Source organism: Streptomyces sp. NPDC052101, assembly GCF_040680235.1.
Lineage (GTDB): Bacteria > Actinomycetota > Actinomycetes > Streptomycetales > Streptomycetaceae > Streptomyces.
Genome location: NZ_JBFAWH010000048.1, coordinates 20,536 through 41,160 on the forward strand (window position 1 = coordinate 20,536; position 20,625 = coordinate 41,160).

General features: G+C 74.1%; 16 protein-coding genes. 5 read left to right on the forward strand and 11 right to left on the reverse strand.

From position 1 onward, the window contains the following. Window positions 1-30: 30 nt before the first annotated feature. The 11 genes from AB0L75_RS40020 to AB0L75_RS40070 form a co-directional block, all read right to left on the reverse strand. Window positions 31-1,059 carry a histidinol-phosphate transaminase gene (locus tag AB0L75_RS40020; RefSeq protein WP_365191199.1) on the reverse strand — a complete coding sequence of 343 codons (1,029 nt, stop codon included), beginning with the start codon at window positions 1,057-1,059 and terminating at the stop codon, window positions 31-33. Further along, window positions 1,056-1,427 (reverse strand): cupin domain-containing protein, encoded by a 372-nt coding sequence (locus AB0L75_RS40025; RefSeq protein ID WP_365191200.1) that lies wholly within the window; start codon window positions 1,425-1,427, stop codon window positions 1,056-1,058. The genes AB0L75_RS40020 and AB0L75_RS40025 overlap by 4 nt, the downstream gene beginning before the upstream one ends. 96 nt (window positions 1,428-1,523) lie before the next feature. Beyond that, window positions 1,524-2,804 carry a hypothetical protein gene (locus tag AB0L75_RS40030; RefSeq protein WP_365191201.1) on the reverse strand — a complete coding sequence of 427 codons (1,281 nt, stop codon included), beginning with the start codon at window positions 2,802-2,804 and terminating at the stop codon, window positions 1,524-1,526. Window positions 2,805-2,866: 62 nt separating this feature from the next. Continuing rightward, on the reverse strand, window positions 2,867-3,619 hold the full coding sequence (locus AB0L75_RS40035; RefSeq protein ID WP_365191202.1) for a GNAT family N-acetyltransferase: 753 nt from the start codon (window positions 3,617-3,619) through the stop codon (window positions 2,867-2,869). A gap of 43 nt (window positions 3,620-3,662) precedes the next feature. Then, a complete protein-coding gene (locus AB0L75_RS40040; RefSeq protein WP_365191203.1) occupies window positions 3,663-5,000 on the reverse strand; it encodes an MFS transporter in 1,338 nt (445 codons plus the stop codon). Beyond that, window positions 5,000-6,067 (reverse strand): methyltransferase, encoded by a 1,068-nt coding sequence (locus tag AB0L75_RS40045; RefSeq protein WP_365191204.1) that lies wholly within the window; start codon window positions 6,065-6,067, stop codon window positions 5,000-5,002. The genes AB0L75_RS40040 and AB0L75_RS40045 overlap by 1 nt, the downstream gene beginning before the upstream one ends. Before the next feature lie 35 nt (window positions 6,068-6,102). Then, the gene (locus tag AB0L75_RS40050; protein WP_365191205.1) at window positions 6,103-7,455 is read right to left on the reverse strand and encodes a hypothetical protein; all 1,353 of its coding nucleotides are present in this window, start codon (window positions 7,453-7,455) and stop codon (window positions 6,103-6,105) included. A gap of 8 nt (window positions 7,456-7,463) precedes the next feature. Beyond that, a complete protein-coding gene (locus AB0L75_RS40055) occupies window positions 7,464-11,861 on the reverse strand; it encodes an amino acid adenylation domain-containing protein (RefSeq protein ID WP_365191206.1) in 4,398 nt (1,465 codons plus the stop codon). Then, window positions 11,858-12,154 carry an acyl carrier protein gene (locus tag AB0L75_RS40060; RefSeq protein ID WP_365191207.1) on the reverse strand — a complete coding sequence of 99 codons (297 nt, stop codon included), beginning with the start codon at window positions 12,152-12,154 and terminating at the stop codon, window positions 11,858-11,860. The genes AB0L75_RS40055 and AB0L75_RS40060 overlap by 4 nt, the downstream gene beginning before the upstream one ends. Window positions 12,155-12,174: 20 nt before the next feature. Continuing rightward, window positions 12,175-13,062, reverse strand: a complete 888-nt coding sequence (locus AB0L75_RS40065; protein WP_365191208.1) for a hypothetical protein — start codon at window positions 13,060-13,062, stop codon at window positions 12,175-12,177. A 28-nt stretch (window positions 13,063-13,090) separates the two neighbouring features. Further along, a complete protein-coding gene (locus tag AB0L75_RS40070) occupies window positions 13,091-14,389 on the reverse strand; it encodes a tryptophan 2,3-dioxygenase (protein WP_365191209.1) in 1,299 nt (432 codons plus the stop codon). A gap of 416 nt (window positions 14,390-14,805) precedes the next feature. On the opposite strand from AB0L75_RS40070, the gene AB0L75_RS40075 reads away from it, so the two are divergent. From AB0L75_RS40075 to AB0L75_RS40095, 5 genes are all read left to right on the forward strand, one after another. Next, a complete protein-coding gene (locus AB0L75_RS40075) occupies window positions 14,806-15,396 on the forward strand; it encodes a TetR family transcriptional regulator (RefSeq protein WP_365191210.1) in 591 nt (196 codons plus the stop codon). 439 nt (window positions 15,397-15,835) lie between these two features. After that, entirely contained in the window at window positions 15,836-16,702 is an 867-nt protein-coding gene (locus AB0L75_RS40080) for a hypothetical protein (protein ID WP_365191211.1), read from the forward strand. Between the two features lie 745 nt (window positions 16,703-17,447). Further along, entirely contained in the window at window positions 17,448-18,656 is a 1,209-nt protein-coding gene (gene metK, locus AB0L75_RS40085) for a methionine adenosyltransferase (RefSeq protein ID WP_365191212.1), read from the forward strand. Window positions 18,657-18,686: 30 nt separating this feature from the next. Continuing rightward, on the forward strand, window positions 18,687-19,670 hold the full coding sequence (locus AB0L75_RS40090; RefSeq protein WP_365191213.1) for a carbohydrate kinase family protein: 984 nt from the start codon (window positions 18,687-18,689) through the stop codon (window positions 19,668-19,670). Then, window positions 19,658-20,625 (forward strand): homocysteine S-methyltransferase family protein (locus AB0L75_RS40095; protein ID WP_365191214.1); only part of this gene is annotated, 968 nt, incomplete at its 3' end. The genes AB0L75_RS40090 and AB0L75_RS40095, both read left to right, overlap by 13 nt.

Consider the following 20,625-nt stretch of genomic DNA (forward strand, 5'->3'; position numbering starts at 1 on the left):
CGGGCAGTTGTCCGGCGGCAGGGCCCGGGGTCACGGGAGCGGGTCGATCCCGTCGAGGGCGTCGAGGAGGCGTTCGAGGTCCTCTTGCGGACCGAGGGACACGCGCAGATGTCCGGTGAGCCCGAACCGTCCGGCGTCCCGCACGAGAATGCCGTGCTCGTCGGCGAGCAGCCGCTCGGCGGCCGCGGAGTCGGAGACCGGTACGGCCACGAAGTTCGTCGCGGAGGGCAGCGACCGCCGGCCCCGGCGCTCCAGCTCCGCGTGGAACCAGGCGCGGCGCAGCGCGTTGTCGCGGCACACCCGCCGCAGGTGCTCGCCGTCGGCGAGCGCGGCGACGGCCGCCGCCTGCGCCACGGAGTTCACGCTGAACGGCATGGTGCCCTGCACGGCGCGCAGCCGGCCGATGAGATCCGGGCTGCCGACGGCGTAGCCGATGCGCAGCGCGGCCAGACCGTGGGCCTTGGAGAAGGTGCGCAGCGACAGCAGCGGAGCGCCGGTGCCCAGGTAGTCGCACAGCCGGGGGGTGCCGGCCGGGGCGAACTCCAGGTACGCCTCGTCCACCACCAGGGGTGTGCCGGTCACCGCGGCCCGCTCCACCAGCAGTTCGAGGTCGGCGTGGCCGAGCACGGACCCGCTCGGGTTGTGCGGGTGGCACAGGTAGACGATGCCCGCGCGCTCCATGGCGGCCGCGACGGCACCGGCGTCGGCGCGGTTCCCGTCGAGCGGGATCTCCTCGCAGCCGCGGCCCGCCGCCTCGAGACAGATGCGGTAGCCGGGGAAGGTCCCGGCGGTCGTGACACCCGGCCGGCCGCGGTCGCCGAGGGCCAGCGCGGTCAGCAGGACCAGCTCGTCGCTTCCGTTGGCCACGGCGACCCGGTCCTCGGCGACACCGTTGTGCTCGGCGATGGCCCGGACCGGATCGAGCCGGGCGGGGTCGGGGTAGCGGGCCGTGGGGCACAGCGCCTCCTGGGCGGCCCTCAGCGCGAGGGGACTGGGGCCGTAGGGGCTCTCGCTCAGGTGCAGACGGGCCGGGCCGGTACGGACGGCCGCCGTGGTCACGCCTTGTCTCCCAGCAGGACGCCGAAGCAGTAACTGCCCGGCTCCGCCTCCAGGGTGAGGAAGCGATGCTCGGCCCCGGCGGGCACATGCAGCAGCGCCGGGGACGACAGCTCGTGGGTCTCGCCGTCGACGGTCACCTCGATGCGGGCGCCGCCCGGGCGGGGCGAGACGAGGAAGTAGATCTCGGGCACCTCGTGCCGGTGGAGGTCGGCGACGGGCCTGCCCACCAGGTGGTCGATCGGACCGCCGGCGAGCTGGACCGGCACCCCGCCGAACATGTCCGCCGTCAGATAGAACGGCGCGGGCTCGTGATGGCCCGCCACCGGGAGGAACTGCGGTATGTCAGTGCGGACCTCGGCGGTTGCCACGATGACTTCTCCCCTTTCGGACCAGACCGGGCAGTGATGCTGCGCAGAGCGTGGACGATCCGGCTCGAGCGCCGCTGGAGCTGTTGCCCGGCCGGTTCACGAGGCCGGCGCGAGGACGGACCCGGACACCGTGCGCTGCTGCCTGCCGGGGACCTCCACCGTGAAGGACAGCAGGCCGAGCACCTCCTCGACGACCTGGAACATGGTGTCGTGGTCGGGCACCGCCCCCTCCACCCAGCCGATCTCGCCCGACTGCACGCCCGCGGGGACGGGGTCACCGGGGGAGAACGGGCAGACGACGCTCTCCACGCCGTCCAGGGCGAGGGTGGCGCGCAGGCCCTGCACCCCGGCATAGGTGCCGCCCTCGACGGGCGCCGCGAACGAACGGGTGAACACCACCCGTTCCCCGCCCTCCGGCGCGTCCGGCACCTGCTCGCCGAGGGCCAGGCGCCCGGCGAGCGTGACGGGGTGCGGATCCCCGGCGAGGCGGGCCAGTTGCACCTGCCAGCCCCCGAGCCGCCCGTTGACCTCGATGATCCGCGGGCCGGCCGGGGTCAGCTTCACCTCGGTGTGGGTGATGCCGGTGGTCACGCCCAGGGCGTGCAGCGCGTCGGTGACCAGCCGGAGCGTGGCCGCGTGTTCCGGCTCGGGCAGCACCGCCGGGCGTATCTGTCCGGTCTCGCGGAACGGCGGCGCCAGCGGGAACTTGCCGGTCACCGCCCAGTGCGAGACACGGCCGCCGGACACCGCCGACTCCACCGAGACGTAGTCGCCGTAGGGCCCGCAGTCCCGGCCCCGCAGGTACTCCTCCAGCACCAGGTCCGCCTCCCGGTCTGTGCCGGACAGCAGCTCGCCGGCGAGTGCGGCGCCGTGCTCGGCGTCCTCGACCAGATGGGTGCTGCGGCTGCCCTCACCGGACGACGGCTTGAGCACGGCGGGCAGCCCGACCGCGGCGAGCGCCGCCGCCCAGTCGCCGGGCTGTTCGAGCCGGTGGGAGCGTACGGAGTCCACGCCCCGTTCCCGCAGCCGCCGCCGCTGGGCGTACTTGTCGCGCAGCAGCCGCACCGTCTCCGGCGCGTGGTAGGGCAGCCCCAGCCGTACGGCGAGTTCCGCGGTGTCGGACAGCCTGGACTCGCTGAAGGTCACGATGGCGTCCGGGCGGTGGGCCCGCAGCAGCTCCGCCGACGCGTCGAGATCCCCGGGATCCAGTACGACGACGGGCGCCAGATCCTCGACCAGCGGCCGGACGGAGTCCGTGTCCGGGGAGGGCCACATCGCCAGCACCGGCGTGCCCAGCGGAGCCAGGCCGTCGACGATGTCGAGCGCGGTCGCGGAGCCCCGGTCGTAGACGACGGCGATGACGGAACGGTCGGGCATGGGCGTCTTCCTTCGCTGGCGGGTGGGTTCGTGGGCTGTGCGGGGGCTTCGGACTGCGGGCTTCAGACCGTGGGCAGGTCGGACTCCTCGGCGTAGCGCACTCCGGAGAGCACACTCGCCAAGGGGGCGTGCGGGGCGGCGGATCCGCCCGGGCGGGCGGGCGGGGCCGGAACGCCGAACAGGGGCAGCGCGGGCCCGGTGCCGCTCACCTCGGCCCCGACGGAGCGGTGCGCCGACCAGCGGTCCCGGCTGAGCCGGAAGCGGTCGCTGACGGCCCGTTCGCCGCGGACGGCGTTGACCTGGACGCCGTCGTGCTCGAAGCCGAACTTGCGGCACACGCCCTGCGAGGCGTCGTTGCCCTGGCGGACCACGGAGAACGCCTGCTCGGCGCCGAGCCCCGTGAAGGCCAGCTCCAGGGCGGCGGCCCGGGCGTGCCCGCCGAGCCCCTCGCCCTGCCGGCTCCGGGACAGCCAGGACGTCAGCAGGACCTCCCGGGTGACGCCGAAGTCCCGCGCGCCGAGGCTCTGCGAGCCGATGACCTCGCCGTCGTGGACGACCACCAGGTAGAGCGTCCAGTCCTCGGGGCTCCAGGACGCCATCGCGTTCCAGTGCCGCTGCAGCACCCGGCGGGCGACCTCCTCGGGGGTGCCGTCCGTCCACTGAGAGAAGAACGGCATGAAGCCCGGCGCGTGAACGCCCTCGACGGCACGCTCGGCGAGCGCGTCCAGATCCTCGGGCGAGGGCCAGCGCAACTCGATGCGCGAGGTGCGCACCCGGACGGCGGTGAGCGGCCAGTGGTTCATGGTGTACGACATCTGCGGACCTTCGCTGAGGATTTCGCTGAGGATTTCGCTGGGGCTAGGCGGCGGCCGGAGCCGGTTCGGGAGTGGCGACGGCCCGGTCCTCCTCCGCTTCGGCGGTGCTCTGCTCACCGTCCACCGCGGGCAGGTCCGCGGCGGCGCCGAGCGTCGTCCGCAGCCGTACGGCCACGGCGACGACGGCGAGGCAGGCGAAGACCAGCACGGCCACCAGGGCGATGCCGTCCGCGACCGGCAGAGTGGCGCCGGCCAGAGCCGGGCCGGCCACGGAACCGGTGGAGACGGCCACCGACAGCAGGGCGTTGACCCGGCCGCGGATCGCCTCCGGCGCGAGGTCGTTCAGCAGGGACGTGACCACCGGGAAGACCAGCGCCTCACCGACCGAGAGCAGCACGACTCCGGCCAGCGCCAGGCCGAGCGCGCTCCCGCCGCGCTGTTCCCCGGCGGCCAGGACCAGGGCCCATGCCACGGCCCAGGTCGCCCCGGAGACGGCGAGGACCGTGCTGCGCCTGATCCGCCCCAGCCGTTCGGCCAGCAGCACCTGGGCGACCACCGCGACCACGATGTTGACGGCGAAGGCGCCGGAGACGCCGCCCGCTCCCACCGCGCCGTCCCTCGTCAGATAGCCGGGCAGGCCCGAGCGGAACTGCCCGTACGACACGAGTGAGCACAGCGTCAGAGCGCCCAGGAGGGCGCCGATGTGACGTTGTGTCAGCACCTCGCGGTAGCCGCGCCGGCCGGTGCTCTGCACACCGTCACCGCCGCCCGCGCCGGCGGCCTCGACGGCCCGCGGCAGCAGCCAGAACAACGCCGCCCCGGCCAGCCAGAACGTCGCACCGTCGGCGAGGTACAGCGCCGCGAACCGCGCCGCCCGGGATCCCGTGTCCAGGGACGCCACCGCACCGCCGGCCAGCACACCGAGCCCGGTCATGGCGTTGAACACGGCGTAGTCCGCCGAGTAGGCGAGCTGCCGCTCCCGCGCCGAGGCGGCCCCGGCGTACAGGAACCGCAGCACCGTGCCGACTCCGCTGATCCCGAAGCCGTACACCACCGCCGCGACCATCGCCGTGACCGCGCCGGTGGCCTGCGCGTACAGGGCCGTGCCCGCGCCCGCGACCGCCATCACCACCGGGACCGTGGTGCGCGGCGTGAACCGGTCGAGCAGGGCGCCCCACAGCAGCCCGCCGACCACGGCGGTGGCCGCCTGCACGGCCAGCGTCGACGACGGCACCCACGCGGGCAGCCCCCGTACCTCGCTGAGATAGATCCACAGGAACGGCAGCACCAGGCCGCCGCCGAAGGAGTTGACGGCGTTGACGCCGAGAACGATCCGGGTGCGGGGGGTCAGCTCCCGTACCGCTGCCAGGGGCCCGGGCATCAGTGCGCCTCCAGTACGTACAGCCACGAGTGCGGCGTGCCGAACGGCACGATGCGGCGCGGCACCAGGCCGGCCGCCGCGAACAGTTCCTCGTAGGTCTCCTTGGTGTGCAGCGGGACGCCCATGAGGGCGTGCGCCAGCTCGTAGCCGAGCGAGAACACCGGCAGTGCCGTCGCGTTCTCGCTGTCCGGACGCAGCACGGTGTCGGCGAGCACGAACGTGCGGGCCGCGGGGAACGCCTCACGCATCCGCGTGAAGGTGTGCGGACGGGTCACCGGATCGGCGAGCAGGTCGTGCAGCAGGAAGAAGCTCATCACCGTGTCCACTTCCGCGAGCTTGTCGCGGTGCGCGTCCCGGTGGCACACGTCCAGCACGTCCGTCTGGATCGCCTGCACCCGGTCCGCGAGCCCCGCCTCGGCGATCGTGCGGTGCCCCAGCTCGGTGGCCGGGCCGCTGATGTCCAGGCCCAGGCCGCGGGTGCCGGGGCGCTCGCCGACGACGCGGGAGACCCGTGCGGAGATGCCGCTGCCCAGGTCGGCGAGGACGGAGAAGTCCACGTCGGCGAGGACCTCGTCGAGCGTGCCCGCCATGAACGAGCGGTCGTTCTGACCCGAGCCGAGCGCCACCATGGCCTCGTCGCGCAGCACGCCGGTGCCGAACGCAGCCTCGCCGGAGACGATGCGATGGGCCTGTGCGAACACCTCGTCGTATCCGCCGACGCCCCAGGTGAAGTAGCCGCGCATGCGGATGATCTCCTGGCCGGCGGAGGTCAGCAGCGCCTTGTCGCCGTCCTGCAGCCGCAGCCAGCCGCAGGTGGCGGCGGCCCGGACGAGTTCGCGCAGGACCCGCTCGCGGACGGCGGGGCCCAGGTCGGCGGCGACGACCCGCAGGTCCAGCAGCGGGTCGGCGGCCAGCCGGTCCCAGATGCCGAGGCGGTCCAGGGCGTGGACGACCGTAGCGGCGACATAGCCGTTGAAGGCCTGGTCCACGCCCATCGGGGCGGGTGCGGCACCGGCCCAGTCGGCGGGCGGTGCGAGGGCGGTGGTGTGGTCCTGGACGACGGTCATGACAGTCCTTTCAGGGGGAGGGGGTCGGCCGGGTGTCAGACTGCGGTGGGGGCGGGCCACTCGGTGAGCAGCTCGTCGAGCAGTTCGGCGGCGGAGGCGGATCCGGCGACGGGGGCGTAGACGGCGAGCGCCACCGCCCACCGGCCGTCCGCCGGAGCCAGCGCACACCGCACGAGCGGGACGTCGGCGGCGGCGAACGTCGCCTCGACGGCGGCGGCGCGCGCGCGGGCGGCCGGCTCGCCGCGTTCGTCCCGGGGCAGTACGTCCGCCGGCACCGGCTGCCGGGAGACGGCCGCGAACCAGCGGCCGGTGTGCCGGGTGAACACCGTGCGCAGCTCCGGACGCCGCTCCAGCAGCCGGGCCAACGCGGCCTCGGCGGCGGCCCGTTCGGGCGCCGGGCCCGGCAGCACGGCCGTCGCGCACAGCGTGTGCTCCACGGCGTCGCCGCGGCGCACCAGGTCGTGGAAGAGCCAGCGCTGCTCGTGCGGCGTGAGCGGGCGCAGCCCGGGCGGCGGGGCGGCGACGGAGCCGGACCGCTGGAAGGGGTAACCGGGCAGCCGTACCCGCCGGCCGGGCGCCCCCAGCGAGCAGTCCACGTCGATGCCGTGCTCCCACAGCGCCGCGAACAGCCCTGCGTAGGACGCCGGTTCCAGCGCGTCGAAGGACAGCTCGCGACCGGAGTCGGCCGTGCCGCGGGCGTCCGCCACCGGCCCGGTAGCCCCGTCGGCCCGTACTGCCAGCCGGATCACCAGGTCCGGTTCGGCCGGGGCGTCGGCCGCGGGGGGCAGGGTGTGTGCGGCAGCCGCGCGCAGCGCGTCCGGCAGCGCGAGCGAGCCGTGCAGGGCCGCCGCGGCGGCCGCCGCCGGGCCCCGGCCGCGTATCGCGTCGGGACGCAGGCCGCGGGCGGCCAGCCACGCCCCGACGCCGTGCAGCACGGCGGCCGTGCGGGCCGCGGCCCGGTCGGTGTCCGGCCCCAGCTCCAGCGCCTCGGCCAGGGCGAGCGCCTCGGCGACCTGAGGCAGGTCCGGCTCGCCGCCGGGCGCCGAGCCGTCGCCGAGGTCCAGCACCAGGGTCCCGGCGGATCCGGCCGGGCGCGCACGGCGGGCCGAGGCGCGCAGCGCCGCCGCCAGCCCGAGCGGGTCCGTGCCGGTCACCGCGTGCCGTACGGCGAACCGCTCACGCCCGTGCGCGAGGGTCACCGCCACGTTGTACACACCGAGCGACGGATCGCGCTCCAGCCGGTCGGCGAGCCGCTCGCACGCGGCCGCCGCGGACGGCTCGTCGCGGGCCGAGACGGCCAGCACCCGGGGCGCACCCGGCAGTGCCGGGAACACCGCCGCCCGTGCGGTCGCACCGGCCGACCAGGTCGTCGTGTCCGTGATCGTCATGGCGGCGTTCACACCCTTTCCCGTATGTGTTCCTGCACGACCACATGGGCGTTCGTGCCGCCGACTCCGAAGGAGCTGACACCCGCGGTACGCGGCCCGGCGGCGGGGGAGTCCCACGCCCGGGTCTCGGCCAGCAGGCCCAGCCGCCCGCCCGGCACCAGCTCGTCGATCGGCTCGCCCACGTTCGGTGTGGCGGGCAGCACCCCGTGGTGCACCGCGAGCACCGTCTTGATCAGCCCGGCGATGCCCGCCGCCGTGTTGCAGTGACCGACGGACGCCTTCACCGAACCGACCGCGACCGGGGGCCCGGACGTGCCCAGTGCCTCACCGAGGGCGCTCGCCTCGATGGCGTCCCCGAGACGGGTGCCGGTCCCGTGGGCCTCGACATAGCCCACGTCGGTGCCGGACACCCCGGCCGCCTGCAGCGCATGGCGGATCACCCGCGCCTGGCCCTCGACCCCAGGGGCCGAGTAACCGACGCGCGCCCGGCCGTCGTTGTTGACGGCGCTGCCCCGGATCACGGCGTACACCGGGTCCCCGTCCCGCTCGGCGTCCGAGAGCCTGCGCAGCAGCAGCGCGCCCGCGCCGAACCCGCCGACGGTCCCGGTGGCCCGCCGGTCGAAGGGGCGGCACACCCCGTCCTCGGCGTACAGCAGGCCCGGCCGGAAGGTGTAGGAGCCGTCGGACTCACCGTCCAGGGAGACCGCCCCGGCCAGGGCGTAGTCGCTCTCCCCGCGCAGCAGCGCCCGGCAGGCGAGGTGCACCGCGTACAGGCCGGTGGAACAGGCGGTGTCCAGCAGCAGGGCCTCGCCCCACAGGTCGTGCAGATACGCGAAACGGGACGCGACGAACGTCGGGTCGGCGTTGACCACGTCGTCCACGCGGGCCTCCCCGTCGGTCCGCACGACACGGGGGCACCCCGCGTACAGGCTGGTGCGGCGGGCGATGTCGGACAGGCGCAGCGAGGCGTCCTCGACGGCCGCCCACAGCACCTCGTGCAGCACGCCCTGCTGCGGGTCGCCGGCCGCGACGTCCTCGGCGGTGAAGCCGAGCAGTCCGGCGTCGAAGCCGGTGCCGTCGGCGGGCATGCCCCAGCGGGCCACCCGGCGCGTCCCGTCGCCGTGTTCGGTGATCAGCGGCCCCGGGCCCTCGCTGAAGCAGTCCCGGCCGGCCTCCAGGTTGTCCCAGAACGCGGCCAGGTCGCCCGCTCCGGCGAACCGGGCACCCATGCCGATCACGGCGATGGCATCGCTCCCGGCGCCGTCGCCCGCGGCCGTCGGCCGCGAGGTGCGGGCCGTGGTGGGCGCCTCCTCCTCGCCGGCCGCGGCGCCGCCGAGCAGCCGGGCCTGGGCCCGTACGGTCGTGTGCCGCATCAGGTCGGCGACGGACGGCTTGGTGCCGGTGGCGGTCCGCAGCGCCTCCTGCAGCCTGGCCAGCAGCAACGAATGGCCACCCGCGTCGAAGAAGTTGGTGTCCCGGTCGAAGACGCGGCCGGGCAGCACCTGCTGCCAGGCGTTCAGCACGGCGCCCGTCACCCCGTGCACGCCGTCCGCCGCCGGCGCCGCGCCGCGAGCGGCGGCGGGTGCGGGCGCGTCGGGCGCGGGTGCGGCCGCCGTCGCGTCGGGCGGCTCGGGCAGCCGCCTGCGGTCGATCTTCCCGTTCGCGGTCAGCGGCAGCTCGGACACGGTCAGCAGATGCGAGGGCACCGCGAACTGCGGCAACACGGTGCGCAGATGGGCGCGTACGGCGTCCAGGGCGGCCGGACGGTCCAGGACCGCGTAGCCGACGATCTCCTTCTCGCCGCGCCCGTTCACCCGCGCGGTCACGAACGCGCCGCGCACCTCCGGGTGCGCGCGCAGCGCCGCCTCGACCTCGCCGAGTTCCACCCGCTGGCTGCGGATCTTGACCTGGTTGTCGTCGCGGCCGATGAACTCCAGCTGCCCGTCGGCCCCCCACCGCACCCGGTCGCCGGTACGGTACAGCCGCGCGCCCTCCTCACCGGAGAACGGGTCCGGCACGAACCGTTCCGCGGTACGCCGCGGGTCGCCCAGGTAGCCCCGGGCCACGCCCGCCCCGCCCAGCACCAGCTCACCCGGCACATAGGCGGGCGCGGGCTCCAGCGTGCCCTCCAGCACCACATGCAGCCGGGTGTCCGGTACGGCCTGCCCGATCGGCACGGTCCGCGCCCCCTCGGGCACCGCCTCGATGGGATGCCAGGAGGAGGTGAAGGAGTTCTCGGTGGGACCGTAGCTGTGCAGCAGCGTGCCCGGTCGCGCCCAGCGCAGCGCCTTGCGGATGTGCGGCACGGAGATGATCTCCCCGCCGAAGTAGACGCGGCGCAGCGACTGCAGCAGGTCGGGCGCGTCCTCGATCAGACGGTTGAGCAGCGGCGTGGTGACCAGCAGCGTGGTCACCTCCAGCGCCCGCAGGGCGGACCTGAGATCCCGGGGGCTGAGGACGAGTTCCTTGCCGAGCACGGCGAGGGTGGCACCGTGCGTGAGCGCGCCCCAGATCTCGTAGGTGGCGCCGTCGAAGTTGAGCGGTGACAGATGCGAGACGGTGTCGTCGGGCCCGAGAGCGATGAACTCGGGGCGGTGCATCATCCGCAGCACCCCACCGTGGTGCAGGACCACGCCCTTGGGCCGGCCCGTGGACCCGGAGGTGTAGAGCACGTTGAACGCCGTGTCCCGGTTCGCCGAGGTCTGCGGAGGCAGCACCGGCATCGGTGCGGCCGCCCGCCGGATCCCGCGCGGGCTGTGCACGGGCAGCCCGTCGACGCGGTGCTCCTCGCCCTCCTCGGCGATCAGCAGCCGGGGGCGGGCGTCGGCGACCACCATCCGCAACTGGGCGTCGGGATAGGCCGGGTCGAGGGGCAGATAGGCGGCACCCGCCAGCCCGACGGCCAGCAGCGCGGTCACCGTGTCCGGGCCCGGCCGCAGCAGCAGGGCCACGATGTCGTCGGTGCGCACCCCCTGCGAGCGCAGCCAGTGCGCCATCCGTGCGGCGTCCCGCACGAGTTCGCCGTAGCTCAGCCGCACCCCGTCGTGGACGACGGCGACCGCGTCCGGAGCCCGGCGCGCCTGTTCGAGGACCAGCTGCGCAACGGTGGCCGCGGCGACCGGGTCGCTCGCGGGCACCGCAGCGGTCCGGTCACGCTCGGCGGCCAGGGCGGAGATCAGTTCCCCGCAGGTGATGTCGGGCCGGGCCGCGGCGGCGAGCGCCCGGTCGAGCTGTTCGGTCATCAGCTCGGCGGTGGCGGGCGTGTACAGGGCCGCGTCGTAGTCGATGCGCAGTACGAGGTGGTCCGGTGCCTCCACGGCCGCGAACGCCAGGTCGTACTTGGCCACCGCGGTGTTCGGGTGCAGCAGCCGCACGGTGGCGTCCGGCATCCGCCAGGACGTCGTGGAGCGCGGCTGGTGCAGGAAGACCGTCGAGTAGAGCGGGGTGGACCCGGGCGGCGGGTCGCCCGCCTCGGCGTGGGCCTCCATGGACGACAGCACCTGCTCGCCGAGATCGGCGGCGTAGTCGCCGAAGGCCCGCCCGGCGTTCCGCTCGGTACGCACTGGCAGCACCCGGGTGAACAGGCCCACCGCGTCCTCGGTACCCGGTTCGTCCCGGCCGGCGAACGGCATGCCGAGCACCCCGTCGTCGTCGCCGGACCAGGCGTGCAGCAGCAGGCTCCACACCGCGAGCAGCACGATCGCGGGACTGACGCCCTCGCGGGCGGCGAGCGAGCGCAGCGCCGCCAGGCGCGCCGCCGGCAGCGGACGCTCGGTGAAGCCCGCCGGCCCGCGCAGTCCGTCCTCGGCGCGCACCAGGTCGGGCAGCGGGGCGAGCAGCGCCGGGTCGCCCCGCAGCAGGTGCGCCCAGTACGGGTCGGGGGCCTTGGGGAGCGGGCGCAGGGCGGGCACCGGCACCGGCACGAAGCCCGGATCGCCGCCCGCGCTGCGGGCCCGGTAGGCGCTGACCAGGTCCTCGGCCACTACCTCGGCGGAACGGCCGTCGGCGACGATGTGATGCACCGTCACCGTCACCAGCGAGACGCCCTCGTAGCGCACCGCCTCGGCCCGCAGCAGCGGTGCGGTGCCCGGGTCGAGCGGGCGTCCGGCGGCTAGGGAGGCGTCGGCGAGCGCCGCCGACCGGTCGTAGCGCCCGGGGCGCACGGAGATGTGCAGCGGCGTCACCGCGGTGGGCTCGGGGACGTGGTAGAGGTCCCCGTCCGACGTCTCGAACCGTCCGGCGAGCGACGGGTGGCGGACCAGGACGTCCGCGAGGGCCTTCCGGAGCGCCCGTTCGTCCAGCTCGCCGCGGATCTCCAGGCTGAACGGGATGTTGTAGCGGCCGGACTCCGGCTCGCACTGGTCGGCCAGCCAGATCTCCAGCTGGGCGGCGGAAGCGGCGCTCACGCCCCGGCCTCCGTACGGGCCGCGCCGTGCGCCGCGGCCGGGACGGTCCCGGCCAGGAACACGGCCAGTTCCGCGACCGTCGGGTACAGGAAGAACTGCCGTACCGTCAGCGATGAGTTCAGGCGGCCCTTGAGGGCGCGCACGATCCGCACGGCGCACATTGAGTGGCCGCCGACGGCGAAGAAGTTCTCGTCGTCGTGGAAGTCGTGGTGGCCGAGGCCCTCGGCCCATGCGGTGCGTACCAGGGTCGCAAGCTCTGCGGTGCGGTCGTCGGCGGAAAGCGTCGAGGTCATGGCAGGTCCTTCGGGATCGGTCAGGACGCCGGAGCGGCGGGGACGAGACGTCGGTAGATGGCATCCACGGAGTCCCACAGCTGGGGGAAGAGGGTGCGTTCGGCCATCTTGCGGAGGCTGAGCGTGGACTCACCGCGCAGGCTGGTGGGCAGGACGGGGCAGCCGCCCGTGGCGTGCGCGGTGGCCTCGGCAGGCCGGCCGGGGTCGGCCCCGGCCAGCGGTTCGGCCTCCGGATGCCCGCCCAACTGGCCCCACACGAGCCGCAGATGGAGCTGTTTCCAGTCGCCCACGGCGGCGTCGAGCCGCATCAGGCCCTGCCGGACCAGGGCCAGTTCGACGGCGGCCCGGTCGTCCTCGGCGGGCCGGGAAGTGCGGCCCTCGGCGGTGATCAGATCCTCGGGCGTGCGCTCCGCGCGCTCCAGGGCGCGGGTGAAGGCCCGCCATAGCGGCTGAGCGGCGCGGCGCAGGTTGCGTGCGCCGGGGGAGTCCAAACCGGTGGTGTTCGGCGGGAACGACTCCCGCATGGCCAGCAGGGCAGTCTGCGGCAGGAACTCCACGAGAGTGTTCAGCGCCTGCACCGGGATCCGGCCCAGCGCGGCCGATCGCTCCAGCACCTGGGCGGCCAGCAGGAAGTCGCCCTCGTCGAGCAGCTGCACCACGCGGCACATCTCGTGGTGCATCGCCGCCCAGGCGTACTCCGAGATCAGATGTACGCTCTGGAACAGCCGTTGGTCGGGGTGGATCAGCTGCTCCGCGGGCAGCAGGGCGGACAGCGCGGTGGTGAGCCGGGTGTCCTTCTCGTAGTTGCTGCCGCGGTCGTACTCGTAGACCAGCAGATGGTCCGCCGCCTGCGGGTTCAGGGCGCGGCGGGCAGTGCCCGGGCGTCCGCTCGTGGCGCGCTTGCTCATGGGGTTCGGTGTCCCTCCGTTCGTTTCCTCAGCCCGCCGCGGGCTGCTGCTCCAGAGCCGGCCCGGCGACGGGTGAAGGGCCGGACTGCACGGCCGGGAAGAGGCGGTTGGCGATGACCGACTTCAGGTACGGAACGCCCTCGGTGGACCCGGTGCCGGTCCGTTCCCCGATCATCCGCACCGCCAGCCGGTAGTGGGTCTGCTTCCACCGCTGGTGCACCGCCTCCAGCTGCCGTGCCGCCGCGCGTACGGCGCCGGCGTCCTGCTCGGTCAGCCAGCCACTGGCCACTACGTCCTCCCAGGTGCCCTGGACGGTCTCCCGTCCGGCCAGCACCGCCTCGCGCACCCTCGGTACGGCGGTGAACGCGGGCGAGTCGAGCCGTGCCCGCGCCGGGGTGGAGCAGTACGTCTCGAAGGTCTTGTAGCCCTCGGACTGGATGGCGCTCGCTCCGTCGGTGTACTGCCGGAACACCTGGAACGACTCCGGCTGCATGGTGGCCAGCAGGGAGAACAGCGGCAGCGACTCGCGCAGCACGTCGGCGACCGAGGCGATCAGCGTGGCGGCGTCACCGGGCTGCTCGCCGGTGAGGGCCCGCACCGCGGCGTCCAAGGTCCGGGACATGAAGGCGAACGTCGTCTCGAACGTCTGCAGGACGCGCAGGAACAGGTACTCGTCATGGAGCACGTACACCGGCTGCACGCTGGTCCGCAGCAGCAGCCGCTCCTCGTCGGCGGCGGCGGCCAGGACCGCCATCGCCAGTGGGCGGGCCGGGGTGCGGCCGGGCGTGGCCGCCACGGAGACGGGGTCGACGGCGGAGTCCAGGACGCGCAGCGCCGCCGGCTCCATCACCCGGACCGCCAGCCGCAGCCGTTTGCCGAGGAGCGCGGGATCGGGCAGGGCGCCTTGCGGGTCCGCCGGGGTGCCGTCCAGCACCAGCTGCTCGAACTCGATCAGATCCGCGAGCAGCAGCAGGACCAGGCGGTCGCGCCGGTGGCGCGTCGCCGTCCAGTTCCCGGCCGGCTCGGCCGGCTCGGGCGCCGACTGCTGGAACAGCGGCAGCCCGGTGTAACTGGGGTAGTCGTACGAGCCGTCGTACTTGTCCAGCAGGACGTCGAGGAACCGGGCGAGGTAGGTGTCGCCTTCGCCGGTCCGCTCGGCGAGTGACTGGCGGCAGGTGTCGAGCAGGGCCAGCAGCCGCGGGGAGAGGAAGTGCTTTCCCACCTCGCGCAGATGGTCGATGACGGCGTCGTAGGGGAAGGTCTTCGCGCCCTCCGCACCGCGCCAGCCGGAAAGCTCGCGCCAGAGGGGTTCCTCGGTGCCTGCCACGCGAAATCTCCTTCAGGAGAGGAAGTGGTCCGTTGGAGATTCGCTTGAGGTTCTGGAGGGCCACTCAACTTCCGGTGCAGGACAGGTCGGCCGGCCGCCGAACGCAAAAGTCGCCGGCCCCCTCGTGAGGAGGCCGGCGACTGGTCGTCGTGGGCGGTCGGACTGGGCGGTGACTCACCGCCGGGTGCCGGGCTTGGGCAGCGGGCGGGGACGGGGAACGGACCGGGGCTTGGGCTGCCGGACGCCATGACCGTGCCGGCCACCGTGGCTGAACTGGGCGAACGGCAGGGACTCAGGCTGGTCGAACGGGCGGATTCGCATATTGACTCCTGGGGGCCGTTGCGGTGTACCGTGATGAAGTGCTTCGACCGTAGTACTTCAAGTGAAGTGGTGTCAACACCTTAGGAGAGGACCCCTTGCGACAGAACCCGGCGCGCCGTACCGCCCTCCTCGACGCGGCCATCGAAGTCCTCGCCCGCGAAGGCTCGCGCGGCCTCACGTTCCGCGCGGTCGACGGCGAGGCCGGCGTGCCCGTGGGCACCTGCTCCAACTACTTCCGCAACCGGGACGACCTGCTGCTGCAGATCATGGGCCGCACCCACGAACGCATCGCGCCCGATCCCGAGCAGGTCACCGAGATCATGCGCGCCGAACCCTCCCGCGAACTGGTGGTTCTCCTGGTCCGCCAGATCCACCAGCGCATGGAGGCCGACCGGGCCGGCTACCTCGCCATGCTCGAACTGCGACTGGAGGCCACCCGCCGCCCCGAACTCGGCCGCGAACTCACCAAGGCGATGAGCGAGGTCCTGGAGGAGAACGTCCGCTTCCACGTGGACGCCGCCCTGCCCGGCGACCGCGTCGACGTCGTCCTGCTCTACCTCGCCGTCCAGGGCATGATCCTCGACGACCTGACGGTCCCCGAGGTCCTCGCGCCCTACCGCGGCGACGACCTGATCGGCGAACTGACCCGCCGCCTGCTACCACAGAAGCCGAACGATCACCGCTGAACGCCCGCGGCGACCACCCGACTTGAACCGACGCGAGCGCCTGGCGGCCGGTCATGGAGCCCTGCCTTATGTGGCTGGCCTGGGCCGTTGCGGGGGCCGTTCGGGCTGGGCTGGTCATGGAGCCCTGTCTCACGCACCTTGCCTGGGGCGGCGCGGTGACCACCTGGCCTGGACCGAGTGAGCGCCTGGCGGCCGGTCATGGGGCCCTGCTTTGCGCGCGTGGCCTGGGGCGGCGCGGTGACCACTCGACCTGGGCCGGTCACGGAGACCTGTCTCACGCACTTCGCCCGGGTCGGCGGGACGCCCCGCGCGGGTGGTCAGGGAGTGCTGTCCCGCCGCCGCAGGACCGCTGGAGCCTCGCTGGAGGTGCGTGGCCCGGCCCGCGGTGCGGGGGTTCACTGGGGCCATGGTCCGTCACACGCACACCCCGTCGTGTCCGATGCTCCTCGAGCCGCGGCTGCGTGACGCCCAGGCGCTGCTGCTGGCCGGGCACCCGCGCCGAGCCGCCGACCGCTGCACCCGGGCGCTCGGGCGGCCCGTACCCACCGGCACGCCCGGCCTGAAGGCCGCGTTCGGCGCGCTGCGCGCGGAGGCCCTGCTGTGCCTCGGCGACCTCGCGGCCGCCCAGCGGCAGGCCGAGACCGCCGCGCGCACCGCTCCGCCCGGCAGCGCCCTGACGCTGTGGCCGACGGCCGTCCTGGCCCAGGCGCTGACCGAGCAGGGCCGTTACGAGGAGGCCGCCCGGCAGCTGCGCCACGCGGCCCCCGGGCCCCTGCCGGACACGGCGTACGCGCTGCCGTACCTGAGAGCCCGCGGCCGGTACCTCCTGGCCACGGGGCCTGCCGAGGAAGCGCTCACCGACTTCCTGCGGGCAGGGCAGCTCGCCACCCGCCGGGACGCCGCTGTCTTCTCCCACCTGCCCTGGCGGACCGACGCCGCCGAGGCCCTGCTCCGCCTGGGCAGGCCCGAGCAGGCCGCGGACCTGATCACCGAGCAGTCCGGCGCGGCCGGCGACCTCGGCGCACGCCACCGCGGCATCGCGCTGCGCGTGCGGGCCGCCACCGAGGAACCCGTCCGGCGGCCCGGCACCCTGGCGAGGGCGACCGTCGAACTGCGCGCCGCGGGCGACCGGCTGGAACTCGCCCGCGCCTACGCGGGCCTCGGGGACGCCCTGTCCGAGCTGGGAGAGGACTCCATGGCCGACGCGATGCTGGGCCGCGCCCGGCACCTGGCGGCGGACTGCGGTGCGGCCCCGCTCCTTTGGCACACGCTGCCCACCGCGCCCCCGGTCCTCCCCGTGCCCTGACCGTACGGGCTGCGCACGCCCGTACGAGCGCCCTCCAACCCGAGCCGGGTCTGCGGCTCTGCGACGACGTCGAGCGGTCCTCCACCCGTTCTCGACGGACGAGAACCACGCTGGTGCCGCCGCAGACCCGCCAGGAGGGACAGCACATGTCGGAGGAAGAGCCGGTACGGCTCTACTGCTTCGCGCACACCGGCGCTGGGGGCTCCGCCCGCTACGGCTGGACACACACCACGGGCCCGCACCCGGATCCGGCGCCCGCCCCGAGCTGCCCGCACCCGCACCCGCACCGCACGTGCCGGGCTCCTGCGGCTGCCCCGACGAGGAGCCGCCCGGTCCGGAATCGCACCGTGACGGGCGATCACTTCTCCGTCCGGAGAGACGGGGTACCCCGGCGGAACGAGCCGGCATCCGCCTGACGTCCGCCCCGGCGACTGTATACGGACCCCTCCCGCCGGAGTCGCCGCCGCCCGCGATGCCCAGGCGCACCCCGTCACAACCCGCCACAGCCCACCGCAGCCCGGCGACCGGAGGTGGCCGAGGACCGACAGGCACCCGGCCACCGCCCCCGTACCCCGTGCCCCGTACCGCGCCGCCCCGGCACTAGGCACCCGGCTCCCGCTGCCCCCCGCCCGACCACCGCACCCGCCCCGACCTGTCACCGCCCCCGCGCCCGCCGCCCGGCGAGCCCCTGACCGCCCCACGCGGGCCGCACGTTGGACCACGACCCCTCACGCCTAGGAGAGACATGACAACCCGGCTGTTCACCTCGGAGTCCGTCACCGAGGGCCACCCCGACAAGATCGCCGACCAGATCAGTGATGCCGTCCTGGACGCCCTCCTGCGGCAGGACCCGGCCTCCCGGGTGGCGGTGGAGACCCTGATCACCACGGGCCAGGTCCACGTCGCCGGTGAGGTGACCACCGCCGCCTACGCCGACATCCCCGGAATCGTCCGCGAGACCGTCCTCGGCATCGGCTACGACTCGTCGGCCAAGGGCTTCGACGGCGCGTCCTGCGGCGTGTCGGTGTCCATCGGCGCCCAGTCCCCGGACATCGCCCAGGGCGTGGACACCGCCTACGAGCAGCGGCTCGGCGACACCGACGACGAACTCGCCGCCCAGGGCGCCGGGGACCAGGGGCTGATGTTCGGCTACGCCACCCGCGAGACCCCCACCCTGATGCCCCTGCCCATCGAACTCGCGCACCGCCTGTCGCGCCGGCTGTCCGAGGTGCGCAAGAACGGCGCGGTGCCGTATCTGCGCCCCGACGGCAAGACACAGGTCACCATCGAGTACCGGGACGACCGCCCGGTGCGCCTGGACACGGTGGTCGTCTCCTCCCAGCACGCGGCGGGCATCGACCTCGACCACCTGCTGACGCCGGACATCCGCCGGCAGGTCGTGGAGCCCGTACTGGCCGTGCTGGCCGAGGACGGCATCAAGCTGGAGACCGACGGCTACCGCCTGCTGGTCAACCCCACCGGCCGCTTCGAGATCGGCGGCCCGATGGGAGACGCCGGCCTGACCGGCCGCAAGATCATCATCGACACCTACGGCGGCATGGCCCGCCACGGCGGCGGCGCGTTCTCCGGCAAGGACCCCTCCAAGGTGGACCGCTCGGCCGCCTACGCGATGCGCTGGGTGGCCAAGAACGTGGTCGCGGCGGACCTCGCCGAACGCTGCGAGGTGCAGGTCGCGTACGCGATCGGCAAGGCCGAACCGGTCGGCCTGTTCGTCGAGACCTTCGGTACGGAACGCGTACCGCGCGCCACGATCGAGCGGGCCATCAACGAGGTGTTCGACCTGCGCCCGGCGGCCATCATCCGCGATCTCGACCTGCTGCGGCCGATCTACGCACGCACCGCCGCATACGGCCACTTCGGCCGTGAACTGCCCGAGTTCACCTGGGAGCGCACCGACCGTGCCGACCTGCTGAACGCCGCCGCCGGCCGCTGACCGGCCGGGCCGACAGGGACAGGAGTTCCCATGCGCATCGCGGTGACCGGCTCCATCGCCACCGACCATCTCATGACCTTCCCCGGCCGGATCGCGGACCAGCTGATCCCCGACCGGCTCGACCGGGTGTCCCTGTCGTTCCTCGCCGACGAGCTGGAGGTGCGCCGCGGCGGGGCCGCCGCCAACATCTCCTACGGCCTCGGCGGGCTGGGCCTGACCCCCCTGCTCGTCGGCGCGGTCGGCAGCGACTTCGCCGAGTACGAGCAGTGGCTGAAGGACCACGGCGTCGACACCGGCGCCGTACACGTCTCCACCCGGCGGCAGACGGCCCGGTTCCTGTGCCTCACGGACCAGGACGCCAACCAGATCGCCGCGTTCTACGCCGGCGCCATGGCCGAGGCCGGGGACATCGACCTGGGGCGCCTCGACCCGCTGCCCGACCTCGTGGTTGTGGCACCCGACGCCCCCGACGCCATGCTGCGGCACACCGAGCGGTGCCGTGCGCTCGGCATCGCCTTCGCGGCCGACCCCTCGCAGCAACTGGCCCGTCTCGACGGCGAGCAGACGCGCACTCTGGTGACCGGGGCGCGCTGGCTGTTCACCAACGAGTACGAAGCCGCCCTGCTGCTGGAACGCACCGGCTGGAGCCGCGACGACGTCCTGGGGCAGGTGGGCGCCTGGGTCACCACGCTCGGCGCCGACGGGGTCCGGGTCGAGGCCGCGGACCGCCCGGCGTTCACCGTACCCGCCGTCGCCGGTGTCCGGGTCGCCGACCCGACCGGTGCCGGCGACGCCTTCCGCGCGGGCTTCCTCGCGGCCCTCGCCCGGGGCCTGAGCCGCCTGCGCGCGGCCCAACTCGGCTGTGCCCTGGCCTCACTGGCACTCTCCGAGACGGGTTCCCAGGCCTACGAACCCGACCCCGGCCGGCTCACCACCGTCATCGCCGAGTCCTACGGCACGGCGGCGGCCGAGGAACTGGCGGCACACCTGGGAGGCCTGCCATGCCCGCGGTGACCTCGGACGGCGAAACCCTCCGCCAGGTGCTCGCCACGCGTGTGGTGGTCGCCGACGGAGCCATGGGCACCATGCTCCAGGACCAGGAGCCCACACTGGAGGACTTCCAGCAGCTGGAGGGCTGCAACGAGATCCTCAACGTCACCCGCCCCGACATCGTCCGCTCCGTCCACGAGGCGTACTTCGCGGTGGGCGTCGACTGCGTGGAGACCAACACCTTCGGGGCCAACCACGCGGCGATGGCGGAATACGAGATCGCCGACCGGGTGCACGAGCTGTCCGAGGCGGGCGCCCGTATCGCCCGTGAGGTGGCCGACGAGTTCGCCGCCGGCGACGGTCGCCCCCGCTGGGTGCTCGGCTCCATCGGCCCCGGTACCAAGCTGCCCACCCTCGGCCACATCGGCTACACCACCCTCCGGGACGGCTTCCAGGCGAACGCCGAAGGCCTGCTGGCGGGCGGCGCCGACGCCCTGATCGTGGAGACCACCCAGGACCTCCTGCAGACCAAGGCCTCCGTCCTCGGCGCCCGCCGCGCCATGGAGGCCCTCGGCGCCGAGGTCCCGCTCCTGGTCTCGATGGCCTTCGAGACCACCGGCACCATGCTGCTCGGCTCGGAGATCGGCGCGGCCCTGACGGCTCTGGAGCCGCTGGGCATCGACATGATCGGCCTGAACTGCTCCACCGGCCCCGCCGAGATGAGCGAGCACCTGCGCTATCTCACCCGGCACTCACGCATCCCGCTGCTGTGCATGCCGAACGCGGGCCTGCCGGTCCTCACCAAGGACGGTGCGCACTTCCCGCTGGGCCCGGAGGGGCTGGCGGACGCGCAGGAGACCTTCGTACAGGACTACGGGCTCTCTCTGGTCGGTGGTTGCTGTGGTACGACGCCGGAGCATCTGCGGCGGGTGGTCGAGCGTGTGCGGGGCCTGACCCCGCCCGAGCGTGATCCGCGTCC